The sequence below is a fragment of the Kribbella sancticallisti genome, from assembly GCF_039530625.1.
GTDB lineage: Bacteria > Actinomycetota > Actinomycetes > Propionibacteriales > Kribbellaceae > Kribbella > Kribbella sancticallisti.
In genome coordinates, this window is the sequence record NZ_BAAAOS010000019.1 from 37,180 (window position 1) to 54,184 (window position 17,005).

The window sequence follows — 17,005 nt, forward strand, 5'->3', positions numbered from 1 at the left end:
TGTGCGCTTCTCCGCTGTGAATCACCTCGACTGTCCCAAGTGCGGCCTCACCCATTCCCCGGATCAGGTGATCGGGTTGTGCTCGTGCGGGTCGCCGCTGCTGGCCCGGTACGACCTCGACGAGGTGCGGGCCGGCCTGACCAAGGACGAGGTGGCGTCGCGACCACCCGACCTGTGGCGGTACCACGAACTGCTGCCGGTGCGGTCGGCGGAGAACGTGATCAGCCTGGGCGAGGGGATGACGCCGCTGCTCGCGTTACCGCGGTACGGGCGGGAGTTGGGGGTTGAGCGGCTGCTGATGAAGGACGAGGGGCTGATCCCGACCGGGACGTTCAAGGCGCGCGGTGCGGCGGTCGGGGTGTCCCGGGCGCGGGAGGTCGGCGTACGGAAGATCGCGATGCCGACGAACGGGAACGCCGGGTCCGCGTGGGCGACGTACGCGGCGCGGGCCGGGATGGAGGCGCTGATCGCGATGCCGATCGCGGCGCCGGAGATCTGCCGGCGCGAGGTCTCGGTGGTCGGTGCCGAGCTGAAGTTGATCGACGGGCTGATCGGTGACGCGGGCGCGTGGGTGCGGGAGCAGCTCGCGGTGCGCGAGGGGTACCAGGACGTGTCGACGTTGAAGGAGCCCTACCGGATCGAGGGCAAGAAGACGATGGGCCTGGAGATCGCGGAGCAGCTCGGCTGGAAGCTGCCGGACGTGATCCTCTATCCGACCGGCGGGGGAGTGGGGCTGATCGGGATCTGGAAGGCGCTGGCAGAACTCGCCGAGCTCGGCTGGGTGGAAGGGCCGATGCCGCGGCTGGTCGCAGTACAGGCTTCGGGGTGCGCGCCGATCGTGCAGGCCTATGAGAAAGGGCTGGCCGAGAGCGAGGCCTGGCCGAACGCGCAGACCGTTGCCTTCGGCATCACTGTGCCGAAGGCGCTGGGCGACTTCCTGGTGCTGCAGGCGATCAAGGAGACCGATGGCTGCGCGATCGCCGTCGACGATGTCGACATCCTGGCTGCCCAGCGCCGGGTGGCTTCGGTGGAGGGTGCGTTCATCTGTCCCGAAGGCGCCGCCAACTTCGCCGCCGTTCGGCAACTGCGCGAGTCGGGCTGGATCAACGCCGACGACCAGGTGGTTGCCCTCAACACCGGAACCGGCCTCAAGTACCCGGAGACGGTTCCTCTGTAGGTTCCGAGTCGTCGTGCGACTTGAACACCAGCCCTGCGACCACACCGGCGGGAAACCAGAAAAAGTACTCCGGGCTCTTGTCGACCAGGTCGAACGGCAGCATGAACACCACCGCGAACGCCATCGCGAAGCCGGCCGGGTTGTAGAGCCGCTCGACCAGCGGTCGCGGGCTGTACCACTGCCACAGCGCGCCCACCAGGCACCCACCCAGAGCCAATCCACCCGTCCAGTACCGCTCCGCCGCGCTCACCACCTCCGGCTCAGGCAAACCAGCCCGCAGGCCGAGGAAGATCGCCAACGGCAAGATCCACCCCGTCTTACGCCGCGTTGCCTCCGGCACCCTTTCCAGCATCGACTGCATCGCCCCACCTCCCTGTGTGAGGCGATGATGCCACCCACTCAGGCCACCGGCTCCTCGGTCCGCAGTCAACCTGTCTTCAGGCGGGTCTTGGCGGAGACCCGGTCGAGCAGGGCACCTCAGGCCTGGCCGCGGCGTACGGCGAGGATGTGGGCCGGGTCGCCGTTCGGGTCGAGCTTGACGTAGTTCTGCTGGCCCCAGCGCCAGGTGGCGCCGGTGATCTCGTCGTAGACGGTGAAGGTGTCCTCCGGGCGCATCCCGAGCGCGGCCATGTCCAAATGGACCATGGACTCGCGGACCGCGTGCGGATCGGTGTTCACCACGACGATGACGGTGTCGCTGTGGCCGTCGGGGCCGGTGACCCGCTTCGAGAAGCACATGATCGCCTCGTCCTCGACGCTGTGCAGGCTCAGGTTGCGGAGTTGCTGCAGCGCGGGGTGCCGACGGCGGATGTTGTTCAGCAGCGTCAGGTACGGCGCCAGCGTGCGGTTCTCGGCCGCGGCGGCGTCCCAGTCGCGCGGGCGGAGCTGGAACTTCTCGGTGTCCAGGTACTCCTCGGACCCCGGTCGCAGCGCGACGTGCTCGAACAGCTCGAAGCCCGCGTAGACCCCCCAGGCCGGGGACGAGGTCGCCGCGATCGCCGCGCGGATCTTGAACGCGCCCGGACCGCCGTACTGCAGGTACGCCGTCAGGATGTCCGGCGTGTTCACGAAGAAGTTCGGCCGCAGGAAGTGACCCGTCTCCTTGGTCAGCTCCGTCAGGTACTCCTCCAGCTCCCACTTCTCGTTGCGCCAGGTGAAGTACGTGTACGACTGGTGGAAGCCGACCTTCGCCAGCTCGCGCATCATCGGCCGCCGGGTGAACGCCTCGGACAGGAAGACCACGTCCGGGTCGGTCTTGCGGACCTCGCCGAGCAGCCACTCCCAGAAGTTCACCGGCTTGGTGTGCGGGTTGTCGACCCGGAACACCGTGACACCGTGCGAGATCCACAGCTTCACGATCCGCAGTACCTCGGCGTAGATGCCCTCGGGATCGTTGTCGAAGTTGATCGGGTAGATGTCCTGGTACTTCTTCGGCGGGTTCTCCGCGTACGCGATCGAGCCGTCGGCGCGGACCGAGAACCACTTCGGGTGCTCGGTCACCCAGGGGTGGTCGGGTGAGGCCTGCAGGGCCAGGTCGATGGCGACCTCCAGCCCGAGCTCGCGGGCCCGGCCGACGAAGTAGTCGAAGTCCTCGAAGGTGCCGAGCTCCGGGTGGATCGCGTCGTGCCCGCCCTCGGACGAACCGATCGCCCACGGCGACCCCGGGTCAGTCGGCTTCGGGTCGAGGGTGTTGTTCGGGCCCTTGCGGTACGCCTTGCCGATCGGGTGGACCGGCGGCACGTAGAGCACGTCGAACCCCATCGCGGCGACCGCGTCGAGCCGCTGGGCCGCAGTACGGAAGGTGCCGGAGGTCCACTCCTGCTTGTCCTCGTCGAACGTCGCGCCCTCGGAGCGCGGGAAGAACTCGTACCAACTGCCGTACAGCGCGAGCTGCCGGTCGACCCAGACCGGGTAGGTCTCGGACGAGGTGATCAGCTCACGCACCGGGTAGCGCCCGAGCGCGGCGCGGACCTGCGGCGAGATCCCCGCGGCCAGCCGGGCTTCCGGCGGCAGGGCCGGGTTCGCCAGCGCCTGCGCGGCGTCGCTCAACGTACTGCGGTCGACCCGCACCGCCGGCGGTACTCCGGCCGCGGCGCGGTCGAAGAAGGCCGCGCCCTCGGCGAACATCAGGTCCACGTCGATGCCGGCCGGGATCTTGATCTCCGCGTTGTGCCGCCACGTCCCGTACGGGTCGCTCCAGCCCTCGACCGCGAAGGTCCACGCGCCCTGCTCCTGCAGGGTGACATCGACCGTCCAGCGGTCCGTGCCCTGCCCGACCGGCGTCATCAGCATCCGCCGGGTCTGGCCGGTCGGCGAGGTCAAAACGACGTTCGCGTTCACCGCGTCGTGGCCTTCGCGGAACACCGTGGCCGCGATGGTGAACGTCTCGCCCACCGACGACTTGGCCGGATACGCGCCGGCGTCGACGGTCGGACTGACCTCGGTGATCGGGATGCGCCCAGTCATGGAGTTAACGAACCTTCGCTTTCCGACTAGCGGGGACAAGGAAGTACAGCACTGACCGTATCGGTTCCCAGTGCTGCCGTGCGTCATGCAGTGCGCAAAGATGGGTCCAGGGTTCGGCGGTTCCCCGTCCACACTGCGGACCCCGGACCTCGGAGCCAACTGGTCTGGTCCTGCAAGATCTTGCTCGGATTGCAAAACCGATACATCCCGAGGGTGCTCTCGGCACCCCAGGCCGGTACGGTGTCCCGGTGCGAGCGATACGACGATTCTCCGTCCGCCCTGTCCTGCCCGAACCGTTGACCGGTCTCGGCACCCTGGTGAACAACCTGCGCTGGGCCTGGCACCCCGAGACGCAAGACGTCTTCGAGGCTGTCGACCCGCGGTTGTGGCGCAGTACCGGTGGTGACCCGGTCCGCCTCCTCGGGGAGGTCCCGGCGGCCCGGCTTGACGAGCTGGCGAACGACCACGCCTTCCTGCGCCGGCTGGAGCTGGCTGTAGCCGACCTGACCGGCTACGTGACCGACGACCGGTGGTTCCAGTCCGAGGCCGGTACTCCGGTCAACTCGGTGGCCTACTTCTCCCCGGAGTTCGGCATCACCCACGTGCTGCCGCAGTACTCCGGTGGGCTGGGCATCTTGGCCGGCGACCACCTGAAGGCCGCCAGCGATCTCGGTGTCCCGCTGATCGGCGTCGGGCTGCTCTACCGGCACGGCTACTTCGGCCAGTCGCTGAACCGCGAAGGCTGGCAGCAGGAGCGCTACCCGCTGGTGGACCCGGACGGGCTGCCGATCAGCCTGCTCCGCGACGGTGACGCGCCGGCCACCATCAACGTGACTCTGCCCGGTGGCCGCAAGCTGTGCGCGCAGATCTGGGTCGCCCAGGTCGGCCGCGTGCCGCTGCTGATGCTCGACTCCGACATGGAGGACAACGAGCCGGCCGAGCGCGAGGTCACCGACCGCCTGTACGGCGGGACGACCGAGCACCGGCTGCTCCAGGAGCTCCTGCTGGGCGTCGGCGGCGTCCGCGCAGTACGGGAGTACTGCCGGATCACCGGCCACGCGGCACCCGAGGTGTTCCACACCAACGAGGGCCACGCCGGCTTCCTCGGCATCGAGCGGATCCGCGAACTCGCCTCCGACCAGGGCCTCGACTTCGACACCGCGCTCGAGGTGGCCCGCGGCGGCACCGTCTTCACCACCCACACCCCGGTCCCGGCGGGCATCGACCGGTTCCCGGTCGAGCTGATCCAGCAGCACTTCTCGCCGGACACCTTCGGCGAGGGCGTCCCGGTCGACCGGATCCTGGGCCTGGGCGCCGAGGACTTCGAAGGCGGCGATCCGAGCGTCTTCAACATGGCGATCATGGGGCTGCGGCTGGCCCAGCGCGCCAACGGCGTCTCCAAGCTGCACGGTGTTGTCAGCCGCGGCATGTTCGCCGGCCTGTGGCCGAGCTTCGACGCCACCGACGTGCCGATCACCTCGATCACCAACGGCGTGCACGCGCCGACCTGGGTGGCCCGGGAGATCTCGGCGCTCACCTACGCGGCCGCCGAGGAGGGTGACTCCGAAGGCATGTTCGAGGGTCTCGACAAGACCACGGACGCGGCCCTGTGGGAGACGAAGCGGATGCTGCGGCAGCGCTTCATCGACGACACCCGCGCCCGCGTCCGCGCCTCCTGGGTGAACCGGGGCGCGAGCGAGGCCGAGCTCGGCTGGGTCGACTCGATCCTCGACCCGGACGTGCTGACGATGGGATTCGCCCGCCGCGTCCCGTCGTACAAGCGGCTCACCCTGATGCTGCGCGACCCCGCCCGGCTGAAGGCGCTGCTGCTGCACCCGACCCGGCCGATCCAGATCGTCATCGCCGGCAAGGCGCACCCGGCCGACGAGGGCGGTAAGAAGCTGATCCAGGAGATGGTCCGGTTCGCCGACGACCCCGAGGTCCGGCACCGCATCGTCTTCGTGCCCGACTACGACATCGCGCTCGCGCAGCCGATGTACCCGGGCTGCGACGTCTGGCTGAACAACCCGCTGCGTCCGTACGAGGCGTGCGGCACGTCCGGCATGAAGGCGGCGCTGAACGGCGCGCTCAACCTGTCCATCCGGGATGGCTGGTGGGACGAGTGGTACGACGACGAGTTCGGCTGGGCGATTCCGTCGGCCGAGGGGATCGAGGACACCGACCGCCGCGACGACCTCGAGGCGCACGCGCTGTACGACCTGATCGAGAAGCAGGTCGCGCCGCGGTTCTACGACGGTGAGGCGCCCGGCCGCTGGATCGAGATGCTGCGGCACACGATCAAGGAGCTCGGCCCGAAGGTGCTCGCCACCCGGATGGTCCGCGACTACGTGGAGCAGCTGTACGTCCCGGCCGCGCACTCCTCCCGCCAGCTCAACTCGACGTACGAAGGTGCGCGCGAGCTGGCCGGCTGGAAGAAGAAGGTCCGGGCGGCCTGGGACCAGATCCGGGTCGACCACGTCGAGCTGCAGGGCCTCGGCGACGTACCGCAGCTCGGTACGACGGTCGGCATCCGGGCGTTCGTCAGCCTCGGCGACCTGACTGCGCAGGACATCGACGTGGAGGCTTTGCACGGCCGGGTGAACTCGGAGGACGAGATCACCGACGCCGGCCGGGTGTCGCTCTCGCTCGCCGAAACCTACGAGGGCAACCGCTATCGGTACGAAGGCGAACTGAAGCTCGACCGCACTGGGCCGTTTGGGTACACGGTCCGGGTGCTTCCGAAGAACGCGATGCTTGCGAGTCCTGCAGAGCTTGGCCTGGCGGCGGGACCGTCCGACCCGGAAGACCCTGAGACTCCGGACCTGCCTGCAGGCTCCGAGTTCTGAGTACTCCGACCACGCCGGGCCCCGCCTACCTCACTAGGCGGGGCCCGTTCGGTTTTCTTGGCGGCGGGTGGTTTCCCCAACGCTGGCGCCACGCTCGCTCCTGCGTCGCCCACATGTCGCTGCCTCCCCGCGTGACAGCCGACGTTCGGGATTCCCCCCGCGGGCACCACCTACCCTGGCCACGCACCGACCCCGGCCACTACAGGAGTCCGCCCGGGGCACGTGTCGCGGCCTAGTCGGCGTTGACGTGGAGGATTGCGTCAGCCGAGTCGACGAGTGCCTGGTCAAGCGGCGAGTAGCGCTGCTCTGGTCTTACGTCGGTGCGCGTGCGTGCAGACCTGACCGCGGTGGCGGCAGTCAGCCCCCAAGTGGTGATACGACGCTGCAGCAAGCCCTCGTAGGTATCCGGTTCCGGCTCTCCGAGTCCGAGGGCTTCGCTGCGCCCCAGGCTGCCGACGACGACCGTGTATCTCCGGCCCAGCAGGGAGCCCACGATGGCGCCGGCGGAGAACCATTCGAGGTCCATCTCCGCCATGCGCATGCTGCTCAGATTCCGTTGCAGGTGGGCGTTGTGCGCGAAGACCAGCGTCGCGCCGCGTTGCTCCTCGATGCTGCGGATGTCCAGCAGGTTCTGGGCCATGATCGCGTCGCGGGTGGCCAGGAGGCTGGATATCCTGGCGCTCTCCTCGATCCGCTGGGCGGACTGCTTGTGGTATCGCAACAGACCGAGACCGGCGGTGAGGTAAGTGCGGGCCCGGAACCACTCGGCGCGTGAGGTGGCCGCGATCAGTTCGGGTGCGCGTGCGTAGAGCGAGGTGAGCAGGTCGTCGGCGATCGCTCGCAGTTGCGCGGACTCAGGGGTGGCGCCGATCGAGATCGCCGGGTCCAGGATCGCCTCCTGCCGGCTCCACCGTTCGTCGGCGCCGAGCAGACCCGCGAGGTCGAGGTCGACCCCCAGGTAGTCGCCGGCATACTCCAGATAGCGTCGAGGGCTGGGCGCGCTGATGTTCTCGGTCGCCGCGTCGAACCCGTGGAAAGCCAACCGTTCTTCGGCGGAACGGCCCTCGTTGTACTCGCGCATCCAGGCGACCAGTCGCCTGTTGACCTCCAGTTCACCGAAGCCGTGCGAGAACCCATCCCTCATCGCCGTGTCGAGGCTTCCCGCTCCACCCTGGACGAAGTCGTTCACCGCGAGCGCGGCCACTCGATCGGTCTCCAGCGCGATGGACCGGAAGCCCTGATCCACAAGCGCTGCGAAAAGTTCGTTACGGATATGCCCGAAGGCCGGCTCCAGCGTCGGGTGCGCCGGCTCACCGACTGCCAACAGCTCACACGACGGGTCTGCGAAGTCTCCAACGTCTTGGCTCATATCCCTCAACCGTATCGTCGAACCTTCGATTGAGACTTAGATCCCTATCACCCTGCAGAAATGCCGAAAAGTCTAAAACCGAGCGAAACCCCACGCCTCCGGCCCGCGCCCGCGCCCCACGGCATCTCACCCCAGCCACCCGCCCCGAGCCCGCCCTCCCACCGCCCACCAACCCCCCGCCCACCAACCTCCCGCCCCTACCCCAATCCCGAGGCCGATTGGGGAGGAAAACACCCCCCAACGGGACCGAAAACCACCCCAAACCACCAGCAACCGTGCGTCCGACCCACGCACGGTGCTGTGTCGCAGGCGTTCTCAGGCGTCGGGCGGCATCAAGCTGTTCCTCGACCGCGACTGGGGCACCGAGTTCCACTGGGACCAGGCCGAGCTGGACGAGTATGTGCTGTCAGCACACCGCATCGGCTGGCAGGTGACGGCGCACGCGATCAGCGCCGAGGCGCACGACCCCGCGGCAAGTACGCGGACGTCGTGATCCTCTCGGACGACCCGACGATTGTCGCGGTGGACTCGTTGCTGAACATCCAGGTGCTTTTGGGATTACCCCGCTTGCGGTAGCGGGCCGTCGACCGGCTGCCGCGTGGTGAGGTCGAACCACGCCGGCGGCGTACCGGTGGGGGAGTGGACGAGGATCCGGTTGCCGGGGTGGAGGTCGGGGTCCTCCCGGTAGCGGTCGCGGAGTTTGGCGGTGGCGGATTCGTCGCCGTTGTCCGCAGCGATCAGCAGGGCGGCGATCTCGTCGGTCGGGGTGAGGTCCATCTCCAGGTTGTCGGCCATCGCGCCCCAGCCGTCCCAGAGCAGCAACTCGTCGCCCATCAGGTGGGCGAGTTGGAGGAAGACGTAGGTGCGGATGAACCAGCCACCGCGGAGCGGGAGCGAGGGGTCGACCCCGTAGAGACTGTCGTCGATCTCGCCCGCGCGGAACGCCCGCCAGACCTCGGCGGCCGAGTGGAACTTCCCGGCCGGGATGTCCTGGACGTCGAATCCCCAGTGCTCGGCCGGTTCGAGTTGTGGGTCGAGCATCACCCAGCGGTCGCCGTTCCAGTACTCGACGACGACGTGATCGTAGTTGAACGCAGGCCCGAAGTACGACGCGAAGCCGACCCGGGTGCGGGCCGGGATGCCCTTGTGGCGCAGGGCGGAGGTTGTCACCAGTGCGTAGTCCCGGCAGCAGCCCGCGACTCGGTCGACGGGTTCCCTGGGAGTGGCCAGCGGGGCTGCGTTGCGTTGCTGGTCGGTCGAGAGGATCGCCTCGACCCAGCGGTTGTTGACCTCCTCCAGGTGGTCGGGGGTGAACTCCACACCACCGCCGCGGTAGTGGATCAGCAGGTTCTGCACGACGCTAACCAGCTCGGGAATGTCCGAGGGCAGGGCGTCGACCAGTGCGGCGTGAGCGCCGGGGTCGCTGTAGGGGGTCTGCTTGGCGTAGTCCATCAAGCTCTTCTTTCGATCGGTTGGGCGATGTCCACGCCCGGGGCGCCGCCGGGCAGGCTCGGGAAGTCGGGAAAGTAGATCTCGCGGATGGCGCCGGTCATCGGCAGCCCGGAGCGGCGGACCCAGTCCTCGAGCAGGTCGTAGGCGAGCATGATCCGCGGATACGCGCACTCGTCCTTGCTGATCGTGCAGTAGGCCTCGGCGTGGGCCGGCTCGACCCGGATCGTGATCGACCCGGCCGGATCGACCAGCCCGTCGAACGGCACGCACACCTCGACCGTCGCCTCGGCCTCCGGGGTCACCGCGCCGTGGTAGATGACCCAGGACCCACCGAGCAGGGCAGCGCCGGCCCTGTTGAGGTGAGTGCGGATCTCCATCGTCGACGACACGATCACGCCGATCAGCGTCTGCTGGTCGGTGTCCGACCGGATGGACGCGATCTTCGTCTCCGGTACGTCGCGGGTCAGCACCGGCCGTGGCGGCAAGCCCGGACTCGCGGAGCGCAGCAGCCGGTCCCGCAGGTAGCTCAGGGTGGCCTCGCGGGCCTCGTTGGTGGCCTGCTCGGCGGCCCACCAGCGGTCCAGCCGGATCAGGGCTTCCTCGTCGGTGCCTGCCAGTACTTCGGCGATCGTGGTCAGCGGTATGTCGAGTTGCCGCATCACGCTGATCCGCCGGGCTCGCTCGAGTTGCGCCGCGGAGTACAGGCGGTATCCGTTGAGCGGATCCACTCGCGCCGGTGGCAGCAGGCCCGATACGTCGTACAGCCGCAACGCCTTGTGGGAAAGCCCGGCGCGGCGGCCGAACTCGCTGATGGTCAGCTCACCCTCGGTCTCCTGCATGCGCTCCAGTGAACACCTTGCCCCTGGGGCAGAGTGAAGAATTGTTCTCGGCGAGGTGGAACGTGCCGGTCACCGCGCACAGCAGCCCGGCGAGCAGTTGAGCGACGAGCACCAGGCCGAACCCGCCGCCACCGGACGCCTCGAAGGGAGTACCGGGTGCCAGCAGGATGACGAGTTGGTAGGCGCCCGAGCAGAGCATCGAGCCGCTGCCGATCCAGACCGCGGCGAGTGGCATCCAGGTACGAACCGTTCTCGGCTGCCCGGCGACGAGGACGATCAAGCCGAGCAGACCTGCCAGCGCGAGGACGGCCGAGGACGCGTCCAGGGCTTGCTGGGCGAGCCTCCCATCCGCTGCCGACGTATTGGGCAAGCCAGCCTCGCCGCCGAAGGCCCAGTACAGGCGAACCGCTACGACGAGCGCAGTGAGCGCGCCGACGGCAACGGTCGCCATTACCTGTACTTCGTGAGTAGCGCCGGCCCGCCGAAGAGGAGAGCGGAGCACGTCGGACCACCGCGTACGCAGGTGTATCGCAAAGGCCAGGGCCAAGCCGATGCCCTGGAGGATGAACCCGGAGTACACGACTGCATAGACCCAACCTTCCAGCCCTGAGACCGGGTCCTCACCACTGCCCGATCGGCCCGCCCCCGCGAGGACCTCTAAAACGAAGCCGAGGGGCGCGGCAAGCATCACCGGAGTGAGCAGCCCAGTGGCGACCCACATCGGGAAAAGCACCAACCAGGCCGGCAGCCGGTGCCCCCATCGGTGGACCAGTACCAGCGCCAGCGCGGCACCGACCACCTCCATCAGCGCCGTCAGCAGGTTGCCCACGACGAAGGGCGTAGTACGCATCAGGCCCGGCTCGGCCAGGCCGAGGTCGCTGCCCGCGAGCCACGCGACCTTGATCGACAGGTACGGCAGCATCGCCGCGACGGTGGCATAGCCGGCCAGCAGGGGCAGACGAGAGAAACGCGCGTTCATGCGGCTCAGCCTGGTTCAGCCGCCCGCCGCGTACCTCCCACCAGCGAGCGGTGTCCTTCCCCCGCGCGGGTGAGCAGCTACTCGGGCGCCCCCATCTGCATGGTGGTCTTCTCGACGATGATGCTGGTCGCGTACCGCGTGGTGCCGGGCGGCTCGACGTCCGACCAGCCGCCGGTGTACTTCGTCGCCACCGCGCGCTCCAGGTCGAAGTCCGGGTCCGGGGCGAGTTCGCTCACTCGCCCGCGCAGTTCGATGTAGTGGGTCGGGCGGGCGGGGTCGACGACGACGAGGGAGATCCGGGGATCGCGGCGCAGGTTGCGCAGCTTCTGCCGGCCCTCGACCAGGCTGATGCGGACCGACTCGCCGTCCCACAGGAACCACAACGGGGTGACCTGTGGTTCGCCGTGCTTCCCGATCGTCGAGACGAAGGCGACCGCCGTCGAGGCGAGCAGGTCATGGAACGCCACCGGAATCTCCATGCCCAGAACCTACGACGCCGCAGGTCTACAGAGCGCGGAGCAGGACCAGGCAGCGGGGCGCCAGCGGGACAACGGCGTTGGCTTCCACCTCGGTGGCGCCGCTGTTGCTGGTGTCGAGGACCACCTCGTACGCCGGCGCCCACGAGGCATCGGGGACTCTCACCTCGCGGGTTTCCGCGGTGGCGTTGAGGGCCAGCAGAAAGGAGTTGTCGGTCTGCGGGTTGCCTTCGGCGTCGGTACCGCGCAGGGCGTCGCCGGCCAGGAACATGCCGATGGTGCGGAGGTTGCCGTCGTGCCAGTCGGCCTCGGTCATCTCGCCGCCGTGCGGGGCGATCCAGGACAGGTCCTTGCGGCCGCCGGGGACGACCGGCTGACCGGAGAAGTAGTGCCACTGACGCAGGGTCGGGTGGGCCGCGCGCAGGGCGAGGAGCTTCTTGGTCAGCTCCAGGTGATCCGACCAGGCGGCAGGCAGCGACCAGTCGAACCAGGAGGTCTCGTTGTCCTGGCAGTAGGCGTTGTTGTTGCCGAGCTGGGTCCGCCCGCACTCGTCGCCGGCGGTGATCATCGGTACCCCGGTCGACAGCACCAGCGTGGACATCAGATTCGCCATCTGGCGTTTCCGCAGCGCGATCACCCGGCGGTTGTCCGTCTCGCCCTCGACACCGCAGTTCCAGGACCGGTTGTCGTCGGTGCCGTCGCGGTTGTCCTCGCGGTTCAGGTCGTTGTGCTTGTGGTCGTAGGAGACCAGGTCGCGCAGGGTGAACCCGTCGTGGGCGGTGACGAAGTTGATCGACGCGTACGGGTACCGCCCGTCGTCGCCGTACAGGTCGCTGGAGCCGGACAGCCGGTACGCGAGGTCCTGTACGCCGTGCGACGAGGTGCGCCAGATGTCGCGGACGCTGTCGCGGTACTTCCCGTTCCACTCCGACCAGGGGGTGCCGAAGTTGCCGACCTGGTAGCCGAAGTTGCCGACGTCCCACGGCTCGGAGATCAGCTTGACCCGGCCGAGCACGGGGTCGGCGGCGACCTCGGCCAGGAACGGATGCCCGACGGTGTCGACCTCGTGCCGTTCGTTGCGGATCAGCGTGACTGCGAGGTCGAAGCGGAACCCGTCGACGCCCATCTCCTCGACCCAGTAGCGCAGCGAGTCCATCACCAGCCGGCGGACCTGCGGATGCGAGGTGTCGACCGAGTTCCCGGTGCCGGTCACGTCGTACATGGCGCCGCCCTGGGTGAGCCGGTAGTACGCGCGGTTGTCCAGGCCGCGGAAGCTCAGCGTCGGGCCGTCGAAGCCGCCCTCGGCCGTGTGGTTGTAGACGACGTCGAGGATCACCTCGATGCCCGCGGCATGGAACGCGGCCACCATCGCCTTGAACTCGGCCACCTGCTCACCGAGCGAACCCGCCGACGAGTACGGCGCGTGCGGCGCGAAGAAGTTCAGCGAGTTGTAGCCCCAGTAGTTGGGCAGGCCGCGCCCGGCGATCGGGGGCTCGGTCAGGAAGTGGTGGATCGGCAACAATTCGACGGAGGTGATGCCGAGGTCGACGAGGTACGCGATCACCGACGGATGCGCCAGCCCGGCGTACGTCCCGCGCTGGTGCTCGGGGACCTCCGGGTGGAGCTTGGTGAAGCCCTTGGTGTGCATCTCGTAGATCACCGTCTCGGCCCACGGGACCGGCCTGCTGATCGGCGGCGGCGGTTCCGACGGAGCGACGACCACGCCGACCGGTACGTGCCCGGCCGAGTCGCCCTCGGAGGAGTCGTAGATCAGCGGGCTGGCGTAGTCCAGCACGCCGTCGACGGCCCGGGCGTAGGGATCGAGCAGCAGCTTCGACGGGTTGAACCGCAGCCCATGCGACGGGTCGAAGGGGCCGTGCACCCGGTAGCCGTAGCGCTGCCCATGCCCGACCTCGGCGACGAACCCGGTCCAGCACTCCCCGGTGTGGGCGAGATCCAGGTTCCGCTGGCTGCCGTCGGCGCCGATCAGCGCCAGTTCGACCCGCTCGGCCGCGGGGGCCCAGACGGTGAACGTGGTGCCGTCGGCATGGACCTCCGCGCCCAACCGGTGGTCCGGTTCGGGGGAGGGGCCGAGCTCATTCGGGGCGGCGGTGGCTTCGGTCACCGGCACATTGTGCCCATGACAGGTCAAACCCGCCCGAAGAGGGGCTGAGATGAGCGCAATGATGTTTCTTGTGTTCACGAGTTGCCGGTTGCGAACACAGACGCGCAATGATACAAACGCAAGAACCGTTACTTAGTTACCTGGACCACCCCCTCCAGGTAAGCCGTTGCCCGGTACAACCTCCCTGCGGACAGCACTCTCCAGCCCCGTGAGCCGAGGAGAATCTGATGCGAATTCCATCTGTCGTGGCCGGCGTCGTCCTGGCCGCCCTTGCCCTCACCGCGTGCGGGGGCGACTCCGGTGACGCCGGCGAGGCGAAGGTGCCCGACGACCCGGCGCAGGTGAAGGGAGACCTCACCTACGCGATCTGGGACGTCAACCAGCAGCCCGCGATGCAGGAGATCGTGAAGGCGTTCAACCAGAAGTACCCGAACGTGAAGGTGTCGATCTCGCTGGCCACCTTCGACCAGTACTTCACCAAGCTGAAGACCCAGGGTTCGTCGGACAACCTGCCCGACGTGTTCTGGATGAACGGCCCGAACTTCCAGTTGTTCGCCGCCAACAAGCAACTCGCGACCCTGGACAGTCTGACCGAGGCCAAGCAGATCGACCCGGCGAACTACCCGAAGGCGCTGAACGAGCTCTACACGCTCGATGGCAAGCAGTACGGCGTACCGAAGGACTTCGACACGATCGCGCTCTGGTACAACAAGCGCCTGTTCGCCGAGGCGAAGGTGGCGGCGCCCACCGCGGAGTGGACCTGGGACGACTACAAGGCCGCCGCGGTCAAGCTCAAGGCGGCGCTCGGTCCGAAGGGCATCTGGGCCAGCGGTGACAATCTCGGCAACCAGGCCAACTACTACCCGGCCATGCTCAGCAACGGCGGCTTCGTGATCAAGGACGGCAAGTCCGGCTACAGCGACCCGAAGTCGATCGAGGCGCTGCAGTTCTGGTCGGACATGGTCAAGGGCGGGTACACCCCGAGCGCCGCGCAGAACGCCGAGACCCGGAGCCAGGACCGCTTCTTCGACGGCAAGGCCGCGATGATGTGGAACGGCAACTGGGTGGCGTCGGCCGCGCTGAAGTCGCGGTACAAGAACGACTTCACCGTGGTGCCGCTGCCGAAGGCGCCCGGCGGCGACCGCAAGACGGTGATCCACGGGATCGCGAACGTGATGAGCGCGAAGCCGAAGAACCCGCAGGCCGCGGCCGCGTTCCTGGCCTTCCTCGGCGGCAAGGACGCCGCGCTGATCCAGGCCAAGGCCGGCGCGGCGAACCCGGCGTACACCGGTACGCAGGCGGACTTCGTCGACTCGGCGCCGCAGTACAACCTGAAGACCTTCATCGAGGCCGCGGACCAGTACGCCGAGCCGTACCCGGTCTCGAAGGACACCGGGGTCTGGAACAAGCTCGAGCTCGACCGGTTGGCACCCGCGTTCGGTGGTGACAAGGCGATGTCGGAGGTCGGTCCGGCCGTCGCGAGCACGATGGACGAGGCGCTGGGCAAGGAGAAGTGAGCCGGTCGCGGTCGGCCGACGGGAAGTGGCCGTGGCTGTTCGTCCTGCCGACGTTCCTCGGTGTGCTGGTCTTCTACCTGTGGCCGTTGCTGAAGACGCTGTACGACAGCTTCACCGAGACCGGCCCGTTCGGCGGCAGCACCTGGGTCGGCGCGGCGAACTACAGCCAGTTGGCCGGTGATTCCGAGGTCTACCGGGCGATCGTCAACACCGTGGTCTACACGGCGATCGTGCTGCTCGGGATCCCGATCGCGGTGCTGTTCGCGAACCTGCTGAACCGCCCCGGCCTGCGCGGCGCGATGGTCTACCGGACGCTGTTCTTCCTCCCGTACGTCGCGATGCCGACGGCGATCTCGCTGGTCTGGCGGATCATCTACAACGGCGAGTACGGCGTCCTGAACCAGGCGCTCGGCGTGGTCGGCATCGACGGGCCGTCCTGGATCACCGAGCCGTGGTTCGCCTTGGTCGCGGTCGCGCTGCTCGGGCTGTGGATGTCGATCGGGTTCAACATGATCGTGCTGTCGGCCGGGCTGAAGGGCATCCCGGGCGAGCTGTACGAGGCGGCGTCGCTGGACGGCGCGAGCCGGACCCAGCAGTTCCGCGCGATCACCGTGCCGCTGCTGACGCCGTCGATCTTCTTCCTGTCCGTCATCACCACCATCGCCGGGTTCCAGTTGTTCGACCAGTTGTTCGCGCTGCTCGGGCCGACGAACCCGGTGATGCCGTCGACGCAGTCGCTGGTGTTCCTGTTCTACGACGCCGCCTTCGTCGGCAACGAGCGCGGCTACGCGGCCGCGGTCGCGGTACTGATCCTCGCGGTGGTCGGATTGCTGACGCTGTTCCAGTTCCGCTTCCAGCGCAGGTGGGTGAGCTATGACTGACACCGCGGTGCGTCCCGCGCCACCGCAGACCGAGCAGGCGCGGAAACGGGCCGACAGCAACCGGTTGGGCAGCAACCGGCTCGCTCACGTCGTGCTGGTGATCGGCAGCCTGGTGATGATGTTCCCGTTCCTGTGGCAGCTGAAGATGGCGTTCTCCAGCGAGGCCGAGATCCAGTCGATCCCGCCGGACCTGCTGCCGGAGGGGCTGGAGTGGAGCAACTTCAGCGAGGTGTTCCAGCGGCTGCCGTTCCTGGACCAGTTCTGGGTGTCGGTCGCGGTCACCGTCGGCCGGACGGTGGGGCAACTGCTGCTGTGCTCGATGGCCGGGTACGCGTTCGCGCGGATGTCGTTCCGGTTCAAGGGCATTCTGCTGGCGCTGATCCTGTCGATCCTGATGGTGCCGAGCCAGGTGTACCTGATCCCGCAGTACCAGATCGTCCAGCAACTCGGCTGGCTGGACAGCATCCAGGGCATCATCGCGCCGGGCGTCTTCAGCGCGTTCGGCACCTTCTTGATGATGCAGTTCTTCAAGTCGATCCCGGTCGAGCTCGAAGAGGCCGCCCGGCTGGACGGCTGCAACCCCTGGCAGACCTTCTGGAAGGTCGTCCTGCCCGTCGCCAAGCCGGGGCTGATCTCGCTGGCGATCATCACCGTGCTCGCGTCGTGGGCGGACCTGCTCTGGCCGCTGGTGGTCACCTCGTCGCCCGAGGAGATGCCGCTGGCGGTCGGTCTCGCCACGCTGAGCGGGTACCAGGGCAGCATCTCGCCCGGGGTGATGATGGCTGCGGCACTGATGGCGATGGCACCGATCCTGATTCTCATCGTCGTACTGCAGCGTCGCGTCGTCGAAGGCATCGCGTTCTCCGGACTCAAGTAAG

General features: G+C 68.1%; 14 protein-coding genes. 6 read left to right on the top strand and 8 right to left on the bottom strand.

From position 1 onward, the window contains the following. Position 1: 1 nt before the first annotated feature. Positions 2 to 1,177: a threonine synthase gene (locus ABD255_RS14505; protein ID WP_344213938.1), complete on the top strand. Its 1,176-nt coding sequence runs from the start codon at positions 2 to 4 to the stop codon at positions 1,175 to 1,177. Here the strand turns inward: ABD255_RS14505 and ABD255_RS14510 are convergent. Next, positions 1,149 to 1,538 carry a hypothetical protein gene (locus ABD255_RS14510; protein WP_344213940.1) on the bottom strand — a complete coding sequence of 130 codons (390 nt, stop codon included), beginning with the start codon at positions 1,536 to 1,538 and terminating at the stop codon, positions 1,149 to 1,151. The genes ABD255_RS14505 and ABD255_RS14510 overlap by 29 nt on opposite strands. Before the next feature lie 116 nt (positions 1,539 to 1,654). Then, a complete protein-coding gene (locus ABD255_RS14515) occupies positions 1,655 to 3,643 on the bottom strand; it encodes an alpha-1,4-glucan--maltose-1-phosphate maltosyltransferase (RefSeq protein WP_344213942.1) in 1,989 nt (662 codons plus the stop codon). Positions 3,644 to 3,891: 248 nt separating this feature from the next. On the opposite strand from ABD255_RS14515, the gene glgP reads away from it, so the two are divergent. Next, positions 3,892 to 6,489, top strand: a complete 2,598-nt coding sequence (glgP, locus tag ABD255_RS14520; RefSeq protein WP_344213944.1) for an alpha-glucan family phosphorylase — start codon at positions 3,892 to 3,894, stop codon at positions 6,487 to 6,489. 232 nt (positions 6,490 to 6,721) lie between these two features. Here the strand turns inward: glgP and ABD255_RS14525 are convergent, their stop codons facing one another. Then, positions 6,722 to 7,858 (bottom strand): erythromycin esterase family protein, encoded by a 1,137-nt coding sequence (locus tag ABD255_RS14525; protein WP_344213945.1) that lies wholly within the window; start codon positions 7,856 to 7,858, stop codon positions 6,722 to 6,724. 295 nt (positions 7,859 to 8,153) lie between these two features. On the opposite strand from ABD255_RS14525, the gene ABD255_RS14530 reads away from it, so the two are divergent. Then, positions 8,154 to 8,351 (top strand): hypothetical protein, encoded by a 198-nt coding sequence (locus ABD255_RS14530; protein WP_344213947.1) that lies wholly within the window; start codon positions 8,154 to 8,156, stop codon positions 8,349 to 8,351. A 65-nt stretch (positions 8,352 to 8,416) separates the two neighbouring features. Here ABD255_RS14530 and ABD255_RS14535 read toward each other — a convergent pair whose 3' ends face one another. The 5 genes from ABD255_RS14535 to glgX form a co-directional block, all read right to left on the bottom strand. Continuing rightward, positions 8,417 to 9,310 carry a transglutaminase-like domain-containing protein gene (locus ABD255_RS14535; RefSeq protein ID WP_344213949.1) on the bottom strand — a complete coding sequence of 298 codons (894 nt, stop codon included), beginning with the start codon at positions 9,308 to 9,310 and terminating at the stop codon, positions 8,417 to 8,419. After that, positions 9,310 to 10,149 (bottom strand): MerR family transcriptional regulator, encoded by an 840-nt coding sequence (locus tag ABD255_RS14540; protein ID WP_344213951.1) that lies wholly within the window; start codon positions 10,147 to 10,149, stop codon positions 9,310 to 9,312. Before ABD255_RS14540 ends, ABD255_RS14535 begins: the two co-directional genes overlap by 1 nt. Then, positions 10,130 to 11,128 carry a hypothetical protein gene (locus tag ABD255_RS14545; RefSeq protein WP_344213953.1) on the bottom strand — a complete coding sequence of 333 codons (999 nt, stop codon included), beginning with the start codon at positions 11,126 to 11,128 and terminating at the stop codon, positions 10,130 to 10,132. The genes ABD255_RS14540 and ABD255_RS14545 overlap by 20 nt, the downstream gene beginning before the upstream one ends. 77 nt (positions 11,129 to 11,205) lie before the next feature. Then, positions 11,206 to 11,607: a PPOX class F420-dependent oxidoreductase gene (locus ABD255_RS14550; RefSeq protein ID WP_344213955.1), complete on the bottom strand. Its 402-nt coding sequence runs from the start codon at positions 11,605 to 11,607 to the stop codon at positions 11,206 to 11,208. A gap of 25 nt (positions 11,608 to 11,632) precedes the next feature. Next, on the bottom strand, positions 11,633 to 13,729 hold the full coding sequence (gene glgX / locus ABD255_RS14555; protein WP_425554416.1) for a glycogen debranching protein GlgX: 2,097 nt from the start codon (positions 13,727 to 13,729) through the stop codon (positions 11,633 to 11,635). A gap of 227 nt (positions 13,730 to 13,956) precedes the next feature. On the opposite strand from glgX, the gene ABD255_RS14560 reads away from it, so the two are divergent. From ABD255_RS14560 to ABD255_RS14570, 3 genes are read left to right on the top strand one after another with little or no spacing between them, the layout of a single operon-like run. After that, complete coding sequence (locus ABD255_RS14560; protein ID WP_344213957.1) at positions 13,957 to 15,246, top strand: ABC transporter substrate-binding protein; 1,290 nt, start codon at positions 13,957 to 13,959, stop codon at positions 15,244 to 15,246. Then, complete coding sequence (locus ABD255_RS14565; protein WP_344213958.1) at positions 15,243 to 16,127, top strand: carbohydrate ABC transporter permease; 885 nt, start codon at positions 15,243 to 15,245, stop codon at positions 16,125 to 16,127. Before ABD255_RS14560 ends, ABD255_RS14565 begins: the two co-directional genes overlap by 4 nt. Further along, positions 16,120 to 17,004, top strand: a complete 885-nt coding sequence (locus tag ABD255_RS14570; protein ID WP_344213960.1) for a carbohydrate ABC transporter permease — start codon at positions 16,120 to 16,122, stop codon at positions 17,002 to 17,004. The genes ABD255_RS14565 and ABD255_RS14570 overlap by 8 nt, the downstream gene beginning before the upstream one ends. Position 17,005: the final 1 nt, after the last annotated feature.